The following is a 20103-nucleotide window of genomic DNA, read 5'->3' as shown; positions in this document are numbered from 1 at the left end:
ATGAGTACTCACGCAACTCCACGATAAAGCGCCGGCGGAATGCAACTAAATGTGAGTGAAAACACTTTCATGGTCTGTAAAAAAAGCGAAGATGGGTTGAAAACAGCCCCAACAGAGCAGAGGTAGATATGTTGCTAGAACCCATAGACACCGCCAAAGCACGGCAACTATTGAATCAGAGTATGGCCTTGGTGCTCGCAGGGGGACGGGGCAGCCGCCTGAAGCAGTTGACCGATAACCGCGCCAAGCCCGCCGTCCACTTTGGCGGCAAATTCCGTATCATCGACTTCGTGCTCTCCAACTGCATCAACTCCGGCATCCGCCGGGTGGGTGTGGTGACCCAGTACAAGTCCCACAGCCTGTTGCGCCACCTGCAATCGGGCTGGTCTTTCCTGCGTTACCAGATGAACGAGTTCATCGACTTGCTGCCCGCCCAGCAGCGGGTGGACGAGGTGCACTGGTATCGCGGCACCGCAGACGCCATCTACCAGAACGTCGACATCATCCGTGACTACGGTCCCAAGTACATCGTGGTGCTGGCGGGGGATCACATCTACAAGATGGACTACGCCGCCATGCTGCTCGATCACGTGCGCCTCGGCGCCAAGGTGACGGTGGCCTGTATCGAGGTACCGCGCTGCGAGGCATCGGCCTTCGGCGTGATGGACATCGACGAGCAACGCAAGATCCGCGCCTTCGTGGAGAAACCGGCCAATCCGCCCGCCATGCCGGGCTGTGAGGATCGCTCGCTGGCCTCCATGGGCATCTACATCTTCGAGGCGGAGTACCTCTACCAGTTGCTGGAAGAGGACATCCACAACCAGGAGTCCAAGCACGACTTCGGCATGGACGTGATCCCGCGCATCGTGGGGGAGGGCAAGGCCTTTGCCCACCCGTTCAACATGTCCTGTGTCGGGGCCAAGGAGGGGCAAAAACCCTACTGGCGCGACGTGGGGACCCTGGATTCGTTCTGGGAGGCGAACATGGACCTTGCCTCCGTGGTGCCCGAGCTCGACATCTATGACGAGAACTGGCCCATCTGGACCAGCCAGAACATGTCGCCCCCGGCCAAGTTCGTGCAGGACAGAAACGGCCAGCACGGCATGACCATCAACTCCATGTTCGCGGGGGGCTCCATCGTGAGCGGCTCCTTCGTGCTCAACTCGGTGCTGTTCACCAACGTGCGGGTGCACTCCTTCTGTACCCTGGATCAGGCGGTGATCTTCCCCGGGGTCGAGATCGGGGCTGGTTGCCGCTTGCGCCGGGTGGTGGTGGACAAGGGGTGCAAGCTGCCAGACGGCCTGGTGGTGGGGGAGAATGCGGACGAGGATGCACGCCGCTTCTACCGCTCCGAGCAGGGCATCGTGCTGGTGACCAAGCCGATGCTGGCCAAGCTCGGCTAACTTCGTCGACACAGACAAAAAAAGGGAGCCCTGGGCTCCCTTTCTATTGGTGGTCGATTTATTTCTCGCTGACCAGGGCCTTGCCGGCCATCACCATGGCGGTGCCATGCTTGCCACCGGCGGCGATCACTTGCGGGACACCATCTTCGTCGGTGTCGCTGCCGGCACCCTCGATGACGTTCTCGCCGGAGTCGCCGATCCACTCGGCCATCTGCATGCCGCCGTTGACGGTGCCGCGGAACCAGCTCACGTAGCGCTGGGTCAGCTGGGCCAGCTCCAGCTCGGGTGCCTTCTCGGCCCCTTCGTTGCGCAGGTTCAGCATGGCAGAGCGCAGGGCGCCGGAGATGGCGGCCTGGGTCCAGGGGGTGTATTCACCCTGCTTGCCGGCGAGCCAGGTTCCGGCCTTGGCATTGAAGTAGGCCTTGTCGGCGGCGATGAAGAGCTCGCGCGCCGCGGTGCGGTACTTGGCATCCGAGGTGGCCAGGAAGGCGGCGGTCAAGCCGCGGATGGCGGCGAACTGGGCGTCGATGGACTGACCGGCGTCAAGCTTGCCGCCCAGGGTCAGACCGTCATGAACCAGGCCGTTCTTGCCCTTGAGGTTGGCGAGGATGAAATCGGCCTGCTTGCGGACCAGTGCGATCGCCTGCTCACCCTGTGGGGTCTTGAGGTTCAGCTCGCCATTGTCACCGGCGGCGTAACCCACAGGCAGCGCATCCTGGGCGCGCTGGAAGATCTGCAGGGCGACCAGGGCGTAGGCGGCGTCGAAGGTGGTGACGTGCCCGGCCTGTTTGCCAGCCTGCCAGCTGTCTACCAGGGTGCCGGCCTTGGGCTCGAAGTGCAGGGCCAGCAGGTTCTTGAAGGTGAGGTTGGAGAGGTTCAGGGCCAGGGAGAAGGCATCACTGCCCGCCACCGCCTTGCCCAGATCGTTGGTCTGGTTGGCAGCCGGAGCGGCGGCAAACGGGGCACCGTCATACACGGCGTGGAAGGCCGGGTTCTGATTGGTGTTGGCCGTGCGCTGATCGCTGAAGGCGTAGAACTCGGAGAGGGGCCACAGCAGCATCCAGGCGTCGCGCAACTGGGCGGAGCCGTCCACGACCTCCAGCTTGCCGATGGCACCGGCGTCGTTCTTGCTGGTCTCGGTCACCTTCACCTGATGAGGGAAGTAGACAACCCCCTTGGCCGGATCGTACTGCGGGGTGATTTTGGCGCCCAGGGTCTTGCCGTCAAAGCCGAGCTGACCCTGCAGGATGGCGAGCTTGTCGATGGACTGCTCGGTCAGCATCATGCCGTTGAAGCCGTCGGCGGCAGAAACCCCCAGCTTGTGCTTGCCGTCCTGATCCATGGTGGCGGACGCGGCTTCCACCTCTTCATCGGTCTCGGCTACGTGCATGCCGCCCAGGAAGTCCTGGGACCACATCACTTCCTTGAGCAGGATGCCGCCCACGGCGGCCGGGACCAGCAGGTTGTCACTGCCGCTCCAGCGCAGGGTGGCGTAGTCGCGGAAGTAGGCGGGGACCTGGGTCTTGACGCTCTTCTCGTTGCCCTTGGCGGTCTTGATGGTGATCTGGTCACCGTTGACCGGGGTGGCGTTCACGACCTGGGTGAACTCTGGGTTGGCGGAGGCGTAGGGCAGGGAGAGGGGATACATGCCCTGGGGAATTTCATCGGCGGGGAAGCCGACGGCCTCGGCCATGGCCAGTACCCGTTTGCCCAGGTCGGCCAGGGTGCCGCCACGGGCCTGGTTTTGCGGCCCGTTGACCAGATGGGGGCCCATGCCGGACTGGTAGTTGAGGGCGTACATTGCCTCTTCGGAGTATTCATAGGATTCGATGCCTGCGGCGAAGTCGAACGGGGTCGGCTCGTCGGCGCGGTTGGCGTCCAGCACATCCAGATCCAGCCCCAGGGCTTCGGCCAGCGGCTCGCCGGAGAGTTCAAATTCGGTGTAGGCCAGCATGTTGGCGGCGGTGTTGAACGTCTTGTCCTCCACCTTGACGGCAGCCTGTGCGGCGCTGCTGAGGAGTGCGCAGGCGATCGCCTGCACCAGTACGGTTTTTCTCATGTCCTTCTCACCATATTGTTGATTTTATTATGACGCTTCTCATGAATCTAAATGAGAATGGTGTGCATTATGGGGCAAAGGGCGGGGCTTGAGAAGAAAAAAACCGCGCCCCGGTGGGGTGAAGAGGAGAGGCGCGGCGGCAGGTGTCACATCAGTTTGAAGGGGATGACCAGTCGGCCCGGCTCCACCTTGAGGGCTTCGACCTTCTCCTTGATCCGCGCCTCGTTCTGGCGGCTGCCATCGAGCCGGTAGACGGGGGTCTGGGAGAGGAACAGGGAGAGGGACTGGTTGAAGGTGGGCAAGAGCGGGGAGAGGGCGGTGCCCACGTCCGCCGGCTCGGTCTTGACGGAGAGCAGCTCGAGATCCCGCAGATAGATGGCGCCCTGCTCGGCCACATAGTCCGGGCGTGCCCGCAGGGAGAGGCGGATCTTCATCTGCTGGCTGCCAAGGGGGCTCGCCACCTGCAGCTCGCCGGCGGCATCCAGCTCGACCTTGTCGGCCTGGCTGCGGCCGATGCGGCTTTGCATGTCATCGAGTCGGATCTTGCTCGACATGATGCCGGGGATCCCCAGCTGTTTCTCGAAGGCGACTCGCTCCTTGAGGTACTGGTTGATCTCCCCTTCGCTGACACTGTACTGGGTCAGCGAGCAGGCCGCCAGCAGCAGGGCGAAGGGAAGCAGAAGCAGGTGTTTCAACATGGGAGGGTTCCATTTTCGGGGCTGTCACAAGAGGTGGCGCCATCTTAGAGGCAAAGCGGGTTGGCCGCCAGTGGGGCCTCTATGACCGGTTTCTGTCGCATCCCCCATATGGGGATGGCAATCCGTTTTCATTCGAGTAGCTGTTTCCCTTCACCGCCAGCAGGCCCGCCCTGGCGTCATCTCTGAAGTACCCACAGACAAGCTCCTGTTTTAACGATGCAAAATCCCATTGACCCCGCGATTTCAAAGCGAGTATTTTACCGCCGCACAAAGTCAAATTGATAATCATTATCATTTTGAATCTTCTTTGAGGGTGTTACGTGAAGACTCGAGTAATGGACAATGGCACACCTGCCGAGGCGAAGATGTCGCCTGATTTCTTGTTTACCTCGGGTCAGGGCACGATCAGTGCCACTGACCTGGGGCAACCCATCACCACCCCCGCCTGCGAGTGGCCCCTGCTGGCACAGCAGATAACCCTGGCCCTCGATGCCGCCAGGGCTGCCGGCCAGACCAACCCTCTGCTGATAGGTGCTTTTGCGTTCGACCCGGCAGAGGCTTCCTGCCTCTATGTGCCCGGCCGCTATAAGTGGGGCGAGCGAACCACGCTGGCGGAACAGGCTCCGATGACAGAGGCGATGGTAGAGCAAGCCCCCGAGGCCAACCGGGTCATCTCGGTGCAGAGCACCCCGCCGGCCAGCGAATTCCAGGCCTCGGTCAGCGCGGCGCTGGATGCGTTTGCACAAGGTCGGCTCGCCAAGGTGGTGCTGTCGCGCAAACTCACCCTTACCCTGCACCAGCCTGCCGACCCTAAGCAGGTGATGGCCCGTTTGATGGCCCAGAATCCCCACGCCTTCCACTTCTCTCTACCGCTCGGCCAGGGTCGCCGCCTGCTGGGCGCAAGCCCCGAGCTGCTGCTGCGGGTCAGCGGGGGAGAGGTGTTCACCCACCCGCTGGCGGGCTCCGCCAGACGGGTGAGCGAGCCGGCGCAAGACGAAATGGTGGCCCGGGATCTGCTGGCTTCTCGCAAGGATCAGCATGAACACAAGTTGGTGATCGACGAGATCCGCCGGGTGCTGACCCCCCACTGCCGCGAGCTGGCGATCCCCGCTCATCCCTCGCTGATGAGCACGGATACCCTCTGGCATCTGGGCACCCCCATCGCCGGGCGGCTCAATGGCGGCGAGGCATCGGTACTGTCACTTGCCTGCCAGCTGCATCCCACCCCGGCCCTGTGCGGCTATCCCACTGATCTGGCCCGCCAGTTCATCCGCGAGCAGGAGCCCTTCCGGCGCGCCCTGTTCAGCGGCATCGTCGGTTGGTGCGACAGCCAGGGCAACGGCGAGTGGGCCGTGGTGATCCGCTGCGGCGTGCTCGATGGCCATCAGGTGGAGCTGTTTGCTGGCGCCGGTATCGTCGCGGGCTCGGATCCCGCCATGGAGTGGGCCGAGACCGGCACCAAGCTGGGTACCATGCTCAAAGCCCTGGGCCTGGATTTGGAGGTGGCGCAATGAGCGATACCAACCGCTTCCTGCCCTATACCCGCTGGCCCGAAGAGTTGGCCCAGCTGTACCGCGCCAAGGGCTATTGGCGCGGCGAGCCGCTGACCGCCATGCTGGCGCGTCAGTGCGAGCTGGCCCCCGACGCCGAGGCCATCCTCTGCGGCGAGCGGCGCTTCGGTTATCGTGAGCTGGACGCCGCCTCGAGCCGGCTGGCCGCCAATCTGGCCCGCCACGGCCTGGGGGTGGGGGACACCGCACTGGTGCAGCTCCCCAATGTGGCCGAGTTTTATCTGGTGTTCTTCGCCCTGCTCAAGGCCGGTATTGCGCCGGTCAACGCGCTCTTTAGCCACAACCGGCTGGAACTCCTCTCTTATGCCGAGCAGATCACACCGAGCCTCTTTATCGGCTCGCTGACCCATCCACTGTTTGCGAGCAAGGGGCGCGAGAGCGAGCTGCTGGCAAGCATCGGCGCCGAGTTGGTGCTGCTGGATGGTGACGCAGGGGCGCTGGGGCTGACCCGTTGGTTCGGCGAGGGGGATGAGGGGGGCTCCCCGTCCGTCTCCTTTGCCCCGACCCCGGCGAACGAGGTGGCCTTCTTCCAGCTCTCCGGTGGCAGCACCGGCACCCCCAAGCTCATCCCCCGCACCCACGATGACTACCTGTACAGCGTGCGCCGCAGCAACGAAATTTGCGGCCTCGGCCCCCATACCCGCTATCTGTGCGCCCTGCCGGCGCCCCACAACTTCCCCCTGAGCTCCCCTGGCGCCCTCGGGGTGTTCGAGGTGGGTGGCACCGTGGTGCTCGCACCCGATCCCAGCCCCATCAGCTGCTTCCCGCTGATCGCCCGCCACCGGGTCAATCTCACCTCGCTGGTGCCGCCGGCGGTCTCGCTCTGGCTGCAGGCAGCGGAAGCGGATCCCACAGCGCGCACTCAGCTCGAGAGCCTCGACTTGCTGCAAGTGGGCGGCGCCAAGCTGGGGGAGGCGATGGCCAGCAAGATTGGGCCGCTGCTCGGCTGCCGGCTGCAGCAGGTGTTCGGTATGGCGGAAGGGCTGGTCAACTACACCCGGCTCTCTGATCCCGACGAGAAGGTCATTCACACCCAGGGCCGCCCCATGAGCCCGGACGACGAGGTGCGCATCCTCGATGAGGCGGGCAATCCGGTTGCCCCCGGCGAGCCTGGCGCCCTGCACACCCGCGGCCCCTATACCTTCCGCGGCTACTACCAGAGCCCGGCCCACAACGCCCGGGTGTTCGATGCCGAGGGTTTCTACTGCTCCGGCGATCTGGTGGTACAGGATGCCGATGGTTACCTCACCGTGGTGGGGCGGCAGAAGGATCAGATCAACCGGGGCGGCGAGAAGATCGCGGCGGAAGAGGTGGAAAACCAGCTGCTGCACCATCCGGCCATTACCCATGCGGCCCTGGTCTCCATGCCTGACAGCGCCATGGGGGAGAAGAGCTGCGCCTTTATCGTCAGCACGGATCCCGCCTTGAAGCCGCTGGCCTTGCGCAAGTTTCTGCGCGAGCGCGGGGTGGCGGACTTCAAGCTGCCCGACCGTTTCGAAACTCTGGACGCCCTGCCCATGACGGCGGTGGGCAAGATTGACAAGCAGGGGCTGCGGGCGCGCATTGCGCACGCCATCGCCGCCAACCAGCCTCTACAGCATAAAAACTAGTAAGGAATCATGACGTTATGGCTATCCCAACCCTGAACAATTGCGCCATGCCCAGCCAATGGAAGGCCAACAAGGTCGACTGGACCCTGGAGCCCAAACGCGCCGCCCTGCTGATCCACGACATGCAGGAGTACTTCACCGCCTTCTATGGCGAAAACAGCCCGCTGATCGCGGCGCTCACCGAGCAGCTGGCCGCCGTGCGCAAGCAGTGCAAGGCCCTCGGCATCCCGGTCTTCTACACCGCCCAGCCCAAGGATCAATCCCCTGAAGATCGCGCCCTGCTCAACGACATGTGGGGCCCGGGTCTCAACAAGCGGCCCGAGCAGCAGCAGGTGGTGGCAGCCCTGCGCCCAGAGCGGGACGATACTGTGCTGGTCAAGTGGCGTTACAGCGCCTTCCAGCGCTCCGAGCTGGAGCAGATGCTCAAAGCGCTGGGGCGGGATCAGCTGATCATCGGCGGCATCTACGGCCATATTGGCTGCATGATGACCGCCTGCGACGCCTTCATGCGCGACATCCAGCCCTTCTTCCTGGCGGACGGGGTGGCGGACTTCTCCCTGGCCGACCACCAGATGGCGCTCGACTATGTGGCAACCCGCTGCGGCAAGGTGATCCGCTGCGAGGAGGTGCTGGCCCTTGCGCCGGTTGCCGCTTCTGCCGTCCAGAGCAATCCGTTGCTGACGTATGAGGGGCTCAAGGCGCGGCTGCTGAGTCATATCGACGAGGACGAAGATGAGTTTGACCCCGATGAGAACCTCATCGACTACGGTCTGGATTCTGTGCGGATCATGGCCCTGCTCACCGAGTGGCGCGCCGCCGGGGTCGAGCTCGGCTTCGTGGATCTCGCCAAGTTGCCGACCCTCAACGGCTGGTGGCGCCTGATCGAGGCCAGGCTGGCAGCCCAGGCGCTGGAGGTGACCCCATGAACCGCTTCCCCTTGACCATACCTCAGCAGGGGCTCTGGTCCGGACATCTGCTCAACGACGACAAGGCGATGTTCAACACCGCCGAGTGCATCGCCTTCGACGGCAAGGTGGAGGCGGCCGTGCTGGCCGCGGCCCTTGCCAAGGTGGTAGGGGAGTGCGAGGCGCTCAAGGGCCACTTCGAGCAGGACGGCGAGGCGGTCTGCTTCGTCTCGCATGAGCTGCCCCTGGCCTATGAAGAAATCTCCCTCGAGCACGATGACGAGACGCTGGCCCGCGCCTGGGCCTGGGCCGATCTGCGCCGCCCGTTCGAGCTGACCCAAGAGGCACCCTGCCGTTTCGCCCTGCTGCGCGGCCCCGGCCGCGATTATCTCTACAGCTGCGTGCACCACATCGCCCTCGACGGCTTTGGCACCACCTTGCTGTTCCAGCGCATCGCCGAACTGTATGCAGAGGGGCTGGCCGGTGAGATGAACTCCCCATCTCCCTTCGGCTCGTTGGCTGAAGTGCTGGCAGAAGAGGCGAGCCGCGAGCAGAGCGGCAAGAACGACGCCGCCCGCGCCTTCTGGCAGGAGCAGTTGCAAGGCTGGCCCGAGGTGAAGTCCTTTGGCGAGACCCGCGCACCGATTGCCGCCGAATTTAGCCGCGAGAGCCGTCCGCTGCCGGCGGCGCTCTGGCAATCCCTGACCGGCTTTGCCGACGAGCACAAGCTGGGCTGGCCCGATCTGCTGCTGGCCGGCCTCTCTGCTCAGTTGTCGCTGTCGAGCGGCCAGAATAAGACCCTGTTCGGCCTGATGATGATGAACCGCATCGGCTCGGCGTCGCTGACCGTGCCCTGCATGCAGATGAACATTACCCCGCTGGCGCTGACTCTGGGTGAAGAACTGGATCTGGCGGGGGCTGCCGGCGCCGTGGCCAAGGCCAAGCGCGGGGTGCGCAAGCACCAGCACTACCGCTACGAGCTGCTGCGCCGCGACCTTGGCCTGGTGGGGGGCGACAAGCGGCTGTTCGGCCCGCTGGTCAACATCATGCCGTTCGATCACGCTCGCCGCTTCGGGCCGTTATCTGCCCATATTCTCAACATCAGCGCCGGCCCGGTGGAGGATCTCACCATCGAGGTGCAGGTCGGCGTCGATGGCCAGCCACGCCTGGATCTGGACGCCAACCCCGGCTGCTACCAGCAGGCCGATCTGGCGGTCATCGCCGATACCCTGTTTGCCCTGCTGGGACGTTGGCTGGCCGAGCCCGCCCAGACACTGGGGACGCTCAAGGCCGACTGGCTGGCCGAGCAGCGGGCCAGCGCCCTGATCGCCGGCCCCGCCCATGAAGCTCTCCAGGTGCGGCCGGTGCTGGAGGCGCTCTGCCACTTCGCCGCCCAGACCCCGGAGAAGGTAGCGCTGGAGCAGGGAGAGGCCCGCTTCAGCTACGAGGCGCTGCTGGCCCGCTGCGAACAGATGGCGGCCGCCCTGCAGGCCGTAGGCGTCGCCCCCGGCGACAAGGTGGGGGTCATGCTGGCCCGCACTCCCCAGGCCATCTTCGCCCAGCTGGCGGTGCTGCTGGCGGGCGCCGTCTATGTGCCCCTCGACCCTGAGCAGCCGCTGGAGCGCCAGGGCCATATTCTGCGGCTGGGGGAGGTCAAGACCCTGATCACCCAGGCCGAGTACCGCCACAAGCTGGCCAGCCTGTTTGAGGGGCGCACGCTCCTGGCGGGGGATCTGGTGAGCGATAACCGCTTGAACCAGCCGGCCGCCGGCCGCGCCGTCGCCTACCTGATGTTCACCTCGGGCTCGACCGGCCTGCCCAAGGGGGTGGCGGTGAGCCACGGCGCGCTGGATCACTTCGCCGCCGCCGCCCGCTGCCGCTACCACCTGGATGAAGAGGCGCGGATGTTGCAATTCGCCCCCTTCAACTTCGACGCCAGCATCGAGGAGGTGTTCGCCACCTTGAGCGCCGGTGCCACCCTGGTGCTGCGCACCGACGCTCTGCTCGAATCCATGCCCGCCTTTGCGACCGGGGTGGAGCAGATGGGGATCACCCACCTCGATCTGCCCACCGCGTTCTGGAACGAGTGGGTGGTGGCGCTGACGGCGGGTCAGGCCCACATTCCTGCCGGGCTTACCACCGTCATCATCGGCGGCGAGGCGGTCTACCCCGAGCAGCTGGCCCAGTGGCAGCGCCAGGGCCGCTCCGATGTGCGCCTCTTCAACACCTATGGCCCCACCGAAACGACCGTGGTGGTGACCACCCAGGAGCTGCAACAGGAAGATCCGAGCCAGGCCCAGTTGCCCATCGGCCTGCCGTTGCCCGGCATGCAGGCGCTCATTCTGGGGGCGGGGGAGCAACCTGCCGAGGAAGGAGAGCTGGTGTTGCTCGGCCCGCAGCTGGCCAACGGCTATGTGGGGGGCGTGCAAGGGAGCTTCGATACCCTGCGGATCGGTGAGGAGGATCTGCCCGTCTATCGCACCGGCGATCGGGTACGCCTGGTGGCCGGCCGGCTGGTCTACCGCGGTCGGCGCGACAACGAATTCAAGATAAGCGGCTATCGCATCCAGCCCGGCGAGGTGGAGGCCCAGCTGCTGGCTTTGCCGGGGGTGGATGAGGCGTGCGTGCAGGGGGTGAGCATCGGCAGCGTGCGCCGGCTGGTGGCCTTCGTGGCGGGGTCGGAGCGCGACAGCCGGGTCATCAAGGCGCAGCTCGCCAGGGTGCTGCCTGCCGCCATGATCCCCACCGACTATCGCCACTATGACCAGCTGCCCCGCACCGGCTCCAACAAGCTGGATCGCAAGGCCCTGCTGGCCGCCTACCAAGCGGGCGGCGAAGCCCTGACCCTGGGCAGCGAGACCGAGAACCGGGTCGGCGCCATCTGGCAGCAGATCCTGGGGCTCGCCACCATGTCGCCTGCCGACAACTTTTTCGAACTGGGGGGCCAGTCCCTGCAGACCATCCAGATCGTCAACCGGCTCGGCGCCGAGTTCGGGGTGCAGGTCAAGGTCTCCGACGTGTTTGATCACCCTCGCCTGGATGATTTCTGCCGTTTCCTCGACGGCCTGCTTGCCGAGGATGAAGAGAGCGTGGAGATGGTGTGGTGATGAGCAAGATAACGAAGGATCTGCAAAAAATGGCGTTTGATTTCACTGGCAAGCGGGTCTGGGTGACCGGCGCCGGACGCGGTATCGGCCGCGAGGTGGCGACGCAGTTCGTGGCGGCCGGCGCATCCGTGGTGGGGCTGGATCTGGCGTTTCCCGAAGCCGACTACCCCTATGCCACCCGGCTGCTCGATATTGGCGACTCGCAGGCGGTCAACGCCTGCTGCGCAGCGCTGCTGGCGGACGGCGGGCTGGATGTGCTGGTGAACGGGGCCGGGGTGCTGCGCCTCGGCTCCACCGAAACCTTAAGCGATGACGACTGGCATGACTGCATGACGGTCAACGCCAGCGGCGTCTTCTATCTGCTGCGGGCCATGGTGCCCCACTTCAAGGGGCAGCGGCGCGGCGCCATCGTCACCATCGGCTCCAACGCCGCCCATGTGCCGCGCATGCAGATGGCAGCCTATTGCGCCTCCAAGGCGGCGGTCACCAGCCTGACCCAGACGGTGGGGCTGGAGCTGGCCCCCTTCGGCGTGCGCGCCAACCTGGTGTCGCCGGGCTCGACGGATACCCCCATGCTGCGCGGCATGCTGCCAAGCGAGGAGGCCATGGCCCGCACCATTGCCGGACTGCCGGAGCAGTTCAAGCTCGGCATTCCCCTGCGCAAGGTCGCCACCCCGGCGGAGATCGCCCATACCGTCCTCTTCCTGGCCTCGGATCTGGCCAGCCACATCACGCTGCAGGATCTGGTCGTCGACGGCGGCGCCACCCTGAGTGCCTGAGGCTTGAGAAACAGATGAACAATATGATTTTGCTGTTGAAACAGCTGGAACGGCAGGGGGTGAAGCTGGCGCTGAACGACAAGGGCCAGCTTATCTCCCAGTCGAGCAAGGAGGCGGTGACGCCGGCCATCGGCGCCACCATCAAGGCCCACAAGGATGAGCTGGTGCGCTGCCTCGCGGCCCGCGCCGCCTTTGAGGCCCCTATCGCCTCAGAGGGGGCCTTGCAGGGGCCGCTCTCGTCGTCCCAGAGCGGACTCTGGTTTATCGAGCAGTACGAGGAGGCCTCCCACCTCTACAACATGCCGGTCTATTTTCGCGTCAAGGGAGAGCTGGACACGGCGGCACTGGAGTTTGCCTTCGACCACCTGTTTGCCCGCCACCCCAGCATGCGCACCTGCTTCATCAAGGACGAGGCGGGTAGGGGGGCGCAGGAGATCCTGCCCCACACGCCCTTCAAGCTGCAGATTGAGGACGTGAGCGCAGAGCCCGCTGCCGAGCGCGAAGCCTATGTGGCTCGCAGGGTGCGCGAAGAGATAGGCCGCCCCTTCTCCCTGACCCGGGGGGATCTGAGCCGAGTGCACCTTATTCGGCTGGGCAGCCGCGAGCACGTGCTGCTGATCACCCAGCATCACATCATCTCCGACGGCTGGTCGGTCAAGAACATGTTCGCGGATCTCAAGCGCGCCTTTCTTGCCCATCAGAACCGCGAGCCCCTGCAGGTGAGCGAGCTGCCGCTCACCTACATCGACTATGCCCGCTGGTTCAACTCACCGCGTTTTCTCGATTATCACGCCGAGTTCAAGCCGTTCTGGGTCGACCGGCTCGGTGGCAGCCCCGAGGTGCACGGTCTACCGCTCGACAAGCCGCGCCCGGCCCATCAGGACAGCGGCGGCGAGCTGGTCTTCTCCACCATCGACAACGCGCTGTGGGAGAGCTTCAAGCGCCTGTGTCAGCGCCACAGCACCTCCAACTTCATCGGTCTGCACGCCCTGTTTGCATTGCTGATGGTGCGCCAGAGCGGCGAGAAGGAGGTGGTGATCGGCACCCCGCTTGCCTATCGCGAGCGTCACGAGATCGAGTCGCTGGTGGGCTTTTTCGTCAATACCCTGGTGCTGCGCACTCAACTCAGCGGCAAGCCCAGTTTTGTCGACTATCTGCAGCAGTGCCGGGAGGAGGATCTGGCGGCCTTCGATCACCAGCTCTACCGTTTCGAGGCGCTGGCCGAGGCCATCGGCGCCGATCGCACCACCGCCATCAACCCCATCTTCCAGATCATGCTGGTCTATCAGGCCAAGGTGGACTTCAACGATCTCATCCCCGGCTGCCAGCTGGTGGAGGAGACCTCACCTGTGCTGCCGGCCAAGACCGACATCTCGGTCAAGGTGACCGAGCTGATGGACTCCGTCAGGGTGGACTGGCTGTTTGCCACCGCCCTGTTCGAACGAGAGACCATCCATGCCTACGCCGATCGCCTGCTGCACCTGATGCGCGCCGTGGTGGCGGCCCCCGAGACCGACATCTGGCAACTGCCGCTGGAGGCGGGCACCGACCAGGCCGCGATGGCCGCAGAGCTTGCCGACCTGCCGCAAGACTATCCGAGCCGCGACACCCTGCTCTGCCATATCGAGCGGCGCGCTATTCAGTTGTCGGACGCGTTGGCGGTGAGCGACGGCGAGCAATCGTTGACCTATGGCGAGCTGGAGGTGCGTGCCAACCGGCTGGCCCACTGGCTGCAATTCTGCGGCATTACCCCGGGCGCCGCCATCGGCATCCAGGCCAGACGCGATGTCGCCTTCGTCATCGCCCTGCTCGCCTGCTGGAAGGCGGGGGCGGCCTACGTGCCCCTCGATCCTGCCTATCCCGCCGAGCGGCTGGCCCATATCCTTGGCGATGCAGCCATCAGCCTGGTATTGGGGGGCGTGCCGGACCCGCGGCTTGGCGAGGCGCTGGCGGGCACGACTGCCGAATATCACGATCTGCACGGGCTGGCGCTGGACAAGATGCCAGCCAGCACGCCCGCACTACCCCGGGACGCCGCCATGCTGGCCCAGATCATCTACACCTCCGGCAGCACCGGCCTGCCCAAGGGGGTCATGGTGGAGCAGGGCAGCCTGGTCAACCTGATGGCGGATCACGGCGAGCGCATCGCCCTTGGGAAGGGTGGCGCCATGTTCAACTGCATGTCCCTCTCGTTTGATGCCGGTAACATGACCAGCTTACTGCCGCTCTACTGCGGCGCGGCCCTGCACTTTGGCGAGCCGGGCGAGGGGGTGATCAGTGCCGCGATCGCTCGGGGTGCCAGCCATATGATTTTGCCGACCGCCTTGCTCGCGAACCTGCTGCCACCGACGGATCTCGGTTCCCTCAAGGCCATCGGTTTTGGCGGCGAGGCGTGCCCGAGCAGCCTGGTGGAGCGCTGGGGGGAACGGGTGGCGCTTTACAACATGTACGGCCCGACCGAGTGCACCGTCACCGCGCTCTGCGCGCGGCTCACCCCGCGGGCGCCCATCACAATCGGTCGACCGGTCAACCACCTGAAGGCGCTGATCCTGGACGAGGCGGGCAACCCCTGCCCGGTGGGAGTGCCCGGCGAGCTCTGCCTGGCAGGGCTGGGGCTGGCCCGCGGCTACCTCAATCTGCCGGAGCGTACCCAGGAGGCCTTTATCGAGCTGGCGCTGGCGGAACGTACCCATCGCCTCTATCGCACCGGCGATCGGGCCCTGCTGCGCCGCGACGGCAACATCCAGTATCTGGGCCGGATAGACGAGCAGATCAAGCTGCGCGGCTATCGTATCGAACCGGGTGAGATAGAGACCCGGCTTGCCGAATTGTGCCCGGCCATTCGTCAGATCAAGGTGGTGGTGCAGGAGGGACGCCTGCTGGCGTATGCCTGTCTGCAGGCCGGCTCGAGCGAGCCCGATGGCGATGCCTTGCTGCAGCGGGCCGGCGAGTGCCTGCCCGAATACATGGTGCCGGCGCGCCTCTGCTGGCTGCCCGAGATGCCCCTCACCCCCAACGGCAAGCTGGACTTACGCCGCCTGCCCGCCATCGTCTGGCAGCAGAGCAAGGGCGAGCCGCAAAACGAACTGGAGCAGACCGTGCTCGCCATCTGGCAAGGGGTGCTCAAGCAGCCGCTCGGGGTGGAGGATGACTTCTTCCGCTTAGGCGGTGACTCCATCCTCAGCATTCAGCTCACCACCCGGTTGCGGGATGCGGGATTGCACTGCAGCGTGAAGGACGTGTTCGAAGCCAAGACGGTACGCCGCCTCTGCCGCCAGCTCGGCCAGCAGCAGGCGGTCAGCCACAGGAGCGAGCAGGGCAGCCTGACCGGCGAGTTTCCGCTCCACCCCATTCAGCACTGGTTCTTCGAGCAGGGCTTTGCCAGGCCCGGTCACTGGAACCAGGGGGTGATCCTGCGCCTGCCGGCCGGGGTGGACGATGAGGCCCTGCGCGGCTGGCTGAATGCCCTGCGCCAGTACCACGATGCCCTGCGTCTGGCGGTGACCCCGACCGGCCAGCGCTACCTGGCCGAACTGCCATTACCGCCGCTGCCGACCCTGGATGCCGCCAATCTCGACGAGGCCGAACTGCAGGCCCGCCTGACCGAGCTGCAGGGAGAGCTCGACCCTGCCAGCGGCCACACCCTGGCCTGGGCCCGCCTGCGCAATCTCTCTCTGGAGGGTGAGCTTGAGGGCGAGCGCGAGACGGTAGAGGGGCTCTTCCTTGCCTTCCATCACCTGGTGATCGATGCGGTCTCCTGGCGCATTCTGGCCGAAGATCTGGCTCGGGTGAGCAGGGGCGAGCCGTTGCCCGCCAAGGGCAGCAGCTATCGCCAGTGGGGCGAGGGGCTCGCGGCCTATGCCAAACGGGAAGAGGATCAGCTTGGCTTCTGGCTGGCGCAGGGGGAAGGCAGCCAGGGTCACCTGCTGGAAGCAGCGCGCGCCGCCGATGGCCGCGCCGCAGCCAGCCTGCTGCAACTGAGTCAGGAGACCACGGCTCGTCTCATCGACACCGCCAACCAGGCCTACTTCACCCGTGTGCCCGACCTGCTGCTGGCAGCCCTGGCCCGTACCCTGAGCGAGCAGGGTTACGGCAGCCGTCACTGCGTGATGCTGGAAGGGCATGGCCGTGAGGCCATCGATGCGGAACTGGACGTGAGCCGTACCCTCGGCTGGTTCACCAGCACCTACCCGCTGGCGCTGGCGGATACCGGAGCGTGGGATGCGCTGGTGTGCGCCACCAAGGAGCAGCTGCGCGCCGTGCCGGACAAGGGGGTGGGCTTCAACGCCCTGCGACTGCACCACACCCGTGGCTGGGCACTGCCCGAAGCCCTGATCGTCTTCAACTACCTGGGGGTCAGCCATCAGGGCGAGGCCGCTCAGCCTTGGCAGCCTCTGCCGCTGGCACCGGGGGCCCCCACGTCCCCTGACAATCTGCCGCGGGAGCTGGTCAGCTTGCACGGTGGCGTGTTTGATGGCCGCCTCACCCTGCGCCAGGTGGGCGCCCTCAACCAGCAGGCGAGCGACGCCCTGATGGCAAGGCTGGCGGACAACCTGACGGCGCTGGTGGAGCACTGCTGCAACCTGAAGGTTCCGCGCCATACCCCGAGCGACTTCCCGGGGCTTGGCCTCTCGCAAGCCGCGCTCGATCGGGTGCTGGCCGGGCGCGAGGTGGAGACCCTGCTGCCCATGACCTCGCTTCAGCAGAGCATGTTCCATCACAGGGCGCTGCTGCCCCGGGATCACGCCTATCACCTGCAGACCGAGATGGACTATCACCAGCAGCTGGACGTGGCGGTCTATCGTCAGGCCTGGCAGGGACAGATCGCTCGCTGGCCGGCCCTTCGCAGCGAGCTGGTACTGGCTGACGGGGTCGCGCTGCAGCGCATCCTCAAGCACGCCGAGTTGCCATTCCACTATGAGGACTTGTCTGATGTGGGAAATGCAGAGGCTCGGGTCCAGGCCTATCGCGAGCAGGATCTGGCCCGCCCGATCCTGCTCGAGCAGGCGCCCCTGCTGCGGCTTGCCTGCTTCAAATTGGCCCCCGATCACCACAAGGTTGTCTTCAGCGCCCATCACGGCGTGCTGGATGGCTGGAGCGGCCCCGTGTTGCTGGGGTCCTTGCATCGCGCCTATCAGGCGCTGATGAACGGCCTGCTGCCGCAGGGCGAGCCGGATACCGCCTGGCTCGAGTTTGGCCGCCATATCGCCAGCCAAGCCCGCAGCGCCGAGACCTACTGGCAGGGGCGGGAGGAGCTGCTAACAAAGCCTAACGATCTCGCCTGCCTGTTCGGGGTGACGCTGGACGCTGGCGCAAGCGGGCGCCATACCCAGCAGCGACCGGCGGTGTGCGCCACGGTGCTGCCGACCGAGGTGGCGACCTTGCTCGCCCATCGTGCCCGCGACCTTGGCGTGACCGCGGGCCTGTTGGCCCAATATGCCTGGCACCGTCTGCTGGCACGCCGCTCTGGCGATGCCGTCACCCTGGTGGGCAACGTGACCCCGGGCCGGGATTACCCCATCGAGGGGATCACTGCGAGCGTCGGGCTCTACATCAACAGCCTGCCGTTGGCCCTGGCGTGGCACACCGAGCTGACCCTGGCCGAGCATATCGCCCGGTTGCAGACCGACCTGATGGCGCTCAATGAGCACGGCACCCAGTCGCTGGCGGCACTGACCAAAGGCCGGTCGCGTCTGTTCCAGAGTCTGTTCGTGTTTGAAAACTACCCCATGCCGTCGGCCCCTGTCGCTCCCGAACCTCACCAGCTGGTGCCGCGCTTTGGCACCGTGGTGGAGAAGGTGGAGCTTCCTCTCTCCTTGGTGGTCAGCAGCCGGGGTGAGACGCTCCAGCTGCGCCTCGAGTTCGACGGCGAGCAGATCCCCGAGGCCCGGGCCGAAGCGGTGCTGGCTGACTGGCTGGCCGAGCTCGGCTGGCTGGCGCAGGCGGATCTGGGCCAGCCGGCCAGCGTGGCGGCGGTACAGTCCCCGGTGATGCCGCTGGTGGTCGCCACCAGGGCGGAGCCCAGCCTGGCTCAGCCGCCGGCCGAGGCCCGCGTGCTGGTGGCCCTGTGGGAGCGTCTGTGCGGCGTGCCCGGCATCTGGCAGCAGACCCTGTGTGAACTCGGGGTGGATTCGGTGCAGCAGCTCGCCCTGCTGGCGGCCCTCAACGAGGCGTTTGGCCAGGAGCGGGCGCCGCTCACCCTGCAGACCCTCAAGGCCCATCCATCCCCCAGCCGGCTCTATCGGCACTGGCTGGTGTGCCAAACGGAGGCCGCGCTATGACGGTGACCATCAAGCATAAGGCTCAACTCGTGCAAACCCGGCCCGCCCCCCGTGAGGGGGCGGCCAACCTGGGCGCGCGGCTGGCGGCCTGTCTGGCCGCCAGCCCGCTGGCCCCCGCCATCCGTATGGGCGGGGAGGGTATCGGTGAGGGCGGATCAGATGAGCAGTGGCTCAGCTACGGCGCGCTCAATGCCAGGGTCGGCGAGATTGCCGCCCGATTGCAGGGTCTGGCGGTGGGGGAGCGGGTCGGCCTCTATCTCCCCCGCAGCCCGGATCTGGTGGCCAGCCTGCTGGCCTGCCTGCGGCTCGGTCTCACCTTCGTGCCCCTTGAGCCGGATTTTCCGGTGGAGCGGCTGCAGGGGATCGCCCGCCAGGCGCGCCTGTCGGCGGTGATCTGCGATGGAGATCGATCGGTGCCCGCTTTCGGCTGTCCGCTGCGTACCCTCGATGGGCCGGCAGCGGCAGGGCATGTTTCCTGGCCCCAGGTGGATGACGCCCTGGCCGCCTACATGATGTTCACCTCGGGCTCCACCGGCGAGCCCAAGGGGGTGGTCATCAGCCGGCGGGCCCTGCTCTGCTTCCTCGATGGGATCCGCGAGCGGCTCGGGCTCTCACATGGCTGCCACTGGCTCTTCATCACCACTCCGGCCTTTGACATCTCCCTGCTGGAGATGCTGGGGCCGCTCTGGGGCGGTGGCCGGCTGACGGTGGCTGGCGGTGAGCACAACAAGGATCCCCTGGGGATGCTGGCCCTGCTCGAGGCCGACTCCTCCATCAACTGGCTGCAGGCCACCCCGGCCTGCTGGCGCATGCTGCTCAAGGCCGGTTGGCAGGGGCGCAATACCCTCACCGCCCTGTGCGGCGGCGAGGCGCTGGACTCAGGGTTGGCCGAGCAGCTCTGTGCCCGCACCCGGCGACTGTGGAACTGCTACGGGCCGACCGAGGCCACCGTCTGGTCCCTGGTGAGCGAGGTGCGCTGGCCACCGACTGATGGCCAGATCACCATCAGCCACAGCCTGCCCGGCTATCGGCACTGGGTGCTGGACGAGGCGGGGCAGCCGGTGGCAGAGGGAGAGTGTGGCGAGCTCTGCATCGAGAGCCCGGCCCTGTGCGAGGGGTACTGGCGCAAGCCGGCCTTGACCAGCGCCGCCTTCCTGCGCCTTGCCACCCATCGCCTCTATCGCACCGGCGATCGGGTGCGCCTCCTTGGGGCGGACCGCTTCCTCTATCTGGGACGGCGCGACGATCAGATCAAGCTGCGGGGCTTTCGCATCGAGCTCGGGGAGGTGGAGGCGGGGCTGCGCCGCCAGGCCGGGGTGCAGGAAGCGGCGGTGCGTCTGGTGGGTGAGGGGGACGAGGCCATGCTGGTGGGCTACGTGGAGGCGAAAAGCGGGGTGACTCTCAATCGCCTCGCCCTGCGCAAGGGGCTGCAGGCGACGCTGCCTCACTACATGGTGCCGGCGCGGCTCATCCTGCTGGATGCCCTGCCCAAGACCGGCAGTGGCAAGCTCGACAGAAAGGCGCTGCCATTACCGGTGTGACAAAGTGCTTGCAGGCTCGATGCCTCAACAACAGGGTGCTGGCACGGATCCTCTTGCTGGATGCCCTGCCCAAGACTGGCAGCGGCAAACTGGACAGAAAGGCGCTGCCATTGCCCGAGTAGGCGGCCTTGCCGGACGGTAAGAGCGAT

At 65.9% G+C, this 20103-nt stretch carries 10 protein-coding genes; 8 read left to right on the top strand and 2 right to left on the bottom strand.

The window, feature by feature from the left end; all coding sequences use genetic code 11:
• Positions 1 to 128 precede the first annotated feature (128 nt).
• Positions 129 to 1403, top strand: coding sequence for a glucose-1-phosphate adenylyltransferase (glgC, locus tag AB5Y54_RS18655; RefSeq protein ID WP_119197732.1), 1275 nt, complete (start codon positions 129 to 131; stop codon positions 1401 to 1403).
• A 58-nt stretch (positions 1404 to 1461) separates the two neighbouring features.
• On the opposite strand, the gene AB5Y54_RS18650 is transcribed toward glgC, so the two are convergent.
• Positions 1462 to 3462 carry a hypothetical protein gene (locus AB5Y54_RS18650; protein ID WP_119197731.1) on the bottom strand — a complete coding sequence of 667 codons (2001 nt, stop codon included), beginning with the start codon at positions 3460 to 3462 and terminating at the stop codon, positions 1462 to 1464.
• Between the two features lie 146 nt (positions 3463 to 3608).
• Positions 3609 to 4160 (bottom strand): lipoprotein, encoded by a 552-nt coding sequence (locus tag AB5Y54_RS18645; protein ID WP_039038906.1) that lies wholly within the window; start codon positions 4158 to 4160, stop codon positions 3609 to 3611.
• A 320-nt stretch (positions 4161 to 4480) separates the two neighbouring features.
• Here AB5Y54_RS18645 and AB5Y54_RS18640 point away from each other — a divergent pair, with 320 nt between their 5' ends.
• The 7 genes from AB5Y54_RS18640 to amoH are packed head-to-tail and all read left to right on the top strand — an operon-like array spanning position 4481 to position 19954.
• Entirely contained in the window at positions 4481 to 5674 is a 1194-nt protein-coding gene (locus tag AB5Y54_RS18640) for an isochorismate synthase MenF (protein WP_119197730.1), read from the top strand.
• Positions 5671 to 7341 (top strand): (2,3-dihydroxybenzoyl)adenylate synthase, encoded by a 1671-nt coding sequence (locus tag AB5Y54_RS18635; protein ID WP_201972604.1) that lies wholly within the window; start codon positions 5671 to 5673, stop codon positions 7339 to 7341. The genes AB5Y54_RS18640 and AB5Y54_RS18635 overlap by 4 nt, the downstream gene beginning before the upstream one ends.
• A gap of 17 nt (positions 7342 to 7358) precedes the next feature.
• Positions 7359 to 8267 carry an amonabactin biosynthesis bifunctional protein AmoB gene (gene amoB / locus AB5Y54_RS18630; RefSeq protein ID WP_368154168.1) on the top strand — a complete coding sequence of 303 codons (909 nt, stop codon included), beginning with the start codon at positions 7359 to 7361 and terminating at the stop codon, positions 8265 to 8267.
• Positions 8264 to 11353: an amonabactin biosynthesis non-ribosomal peptide synthetase AmoF gene (gene amoF / locus AB5Y54_RS18625; RefSeq protein WP_368154167.1), complete on the top strand. Its 3090-nt coding sequence runs from the start codon at positions 8264 to 8266 to the stop codon at positions 11351 to 11353. Before amoB ends, amoF begins: the two co-directional genes overlap by 4 nt.
• Positions 11354 to 11382: 29 nt before the next feature.
• Positions 11383 to 12132 (top strand): amonabactin biosynthesis protein AmoA, encoded by a 750-nt coding sequence (gene amoA, locus AB5Y54_RS18620; protein WP_119197835.1) that lies wholly within the window; start codon positions 11383 to 11385, stop codon positions 12130 to 12132.
• Between the two features lie 14 nt (positions 12133 to 12146).
• Entirely contained in the window at positions 12147 to 18413 is a 6267-nt protein-coding gene (gene amoG / locus AB5Y54_RS18615; RefSeq protein ID WP_148091065.1) for an amonabactin biosynthesis non-ribosomal peptide synthetase AmoG, read from the top strand.
• Positions 18410 to 19954: an amonabactin biosynthesis glycine adenylation protein AmoH gene (gene amoH / locus AB5Y54_RS18610; protein ID WP_119197728.1), complete on the top strand. Its 1545-nt coding sequence runs from the start codon at positions 18410 to 18412 to the stop codon at positions 19952 to 19954. Before amoG ends, amoH begins: the two co-directional genes overlap by 4 nt.
• Positions 19955 to 20103: the final 149 nt, after the last annotated feature.

Source organism: Aeromonas sp. s9, from assembly GCF_040907765.1.
In the GTDB taxonomy this organism is placed as follows: domain Bacteria; phylum Pseudomonadota; class Gammaproteobacteria; order Enterobacterales; family Aeromonadaceae; genus Aeromonas; species Aeromonas caviae.
Note: the sequence above shows the minus strand (reverse complement) of the source record. Positions and strands in the feature narration are given on the sequence as shown.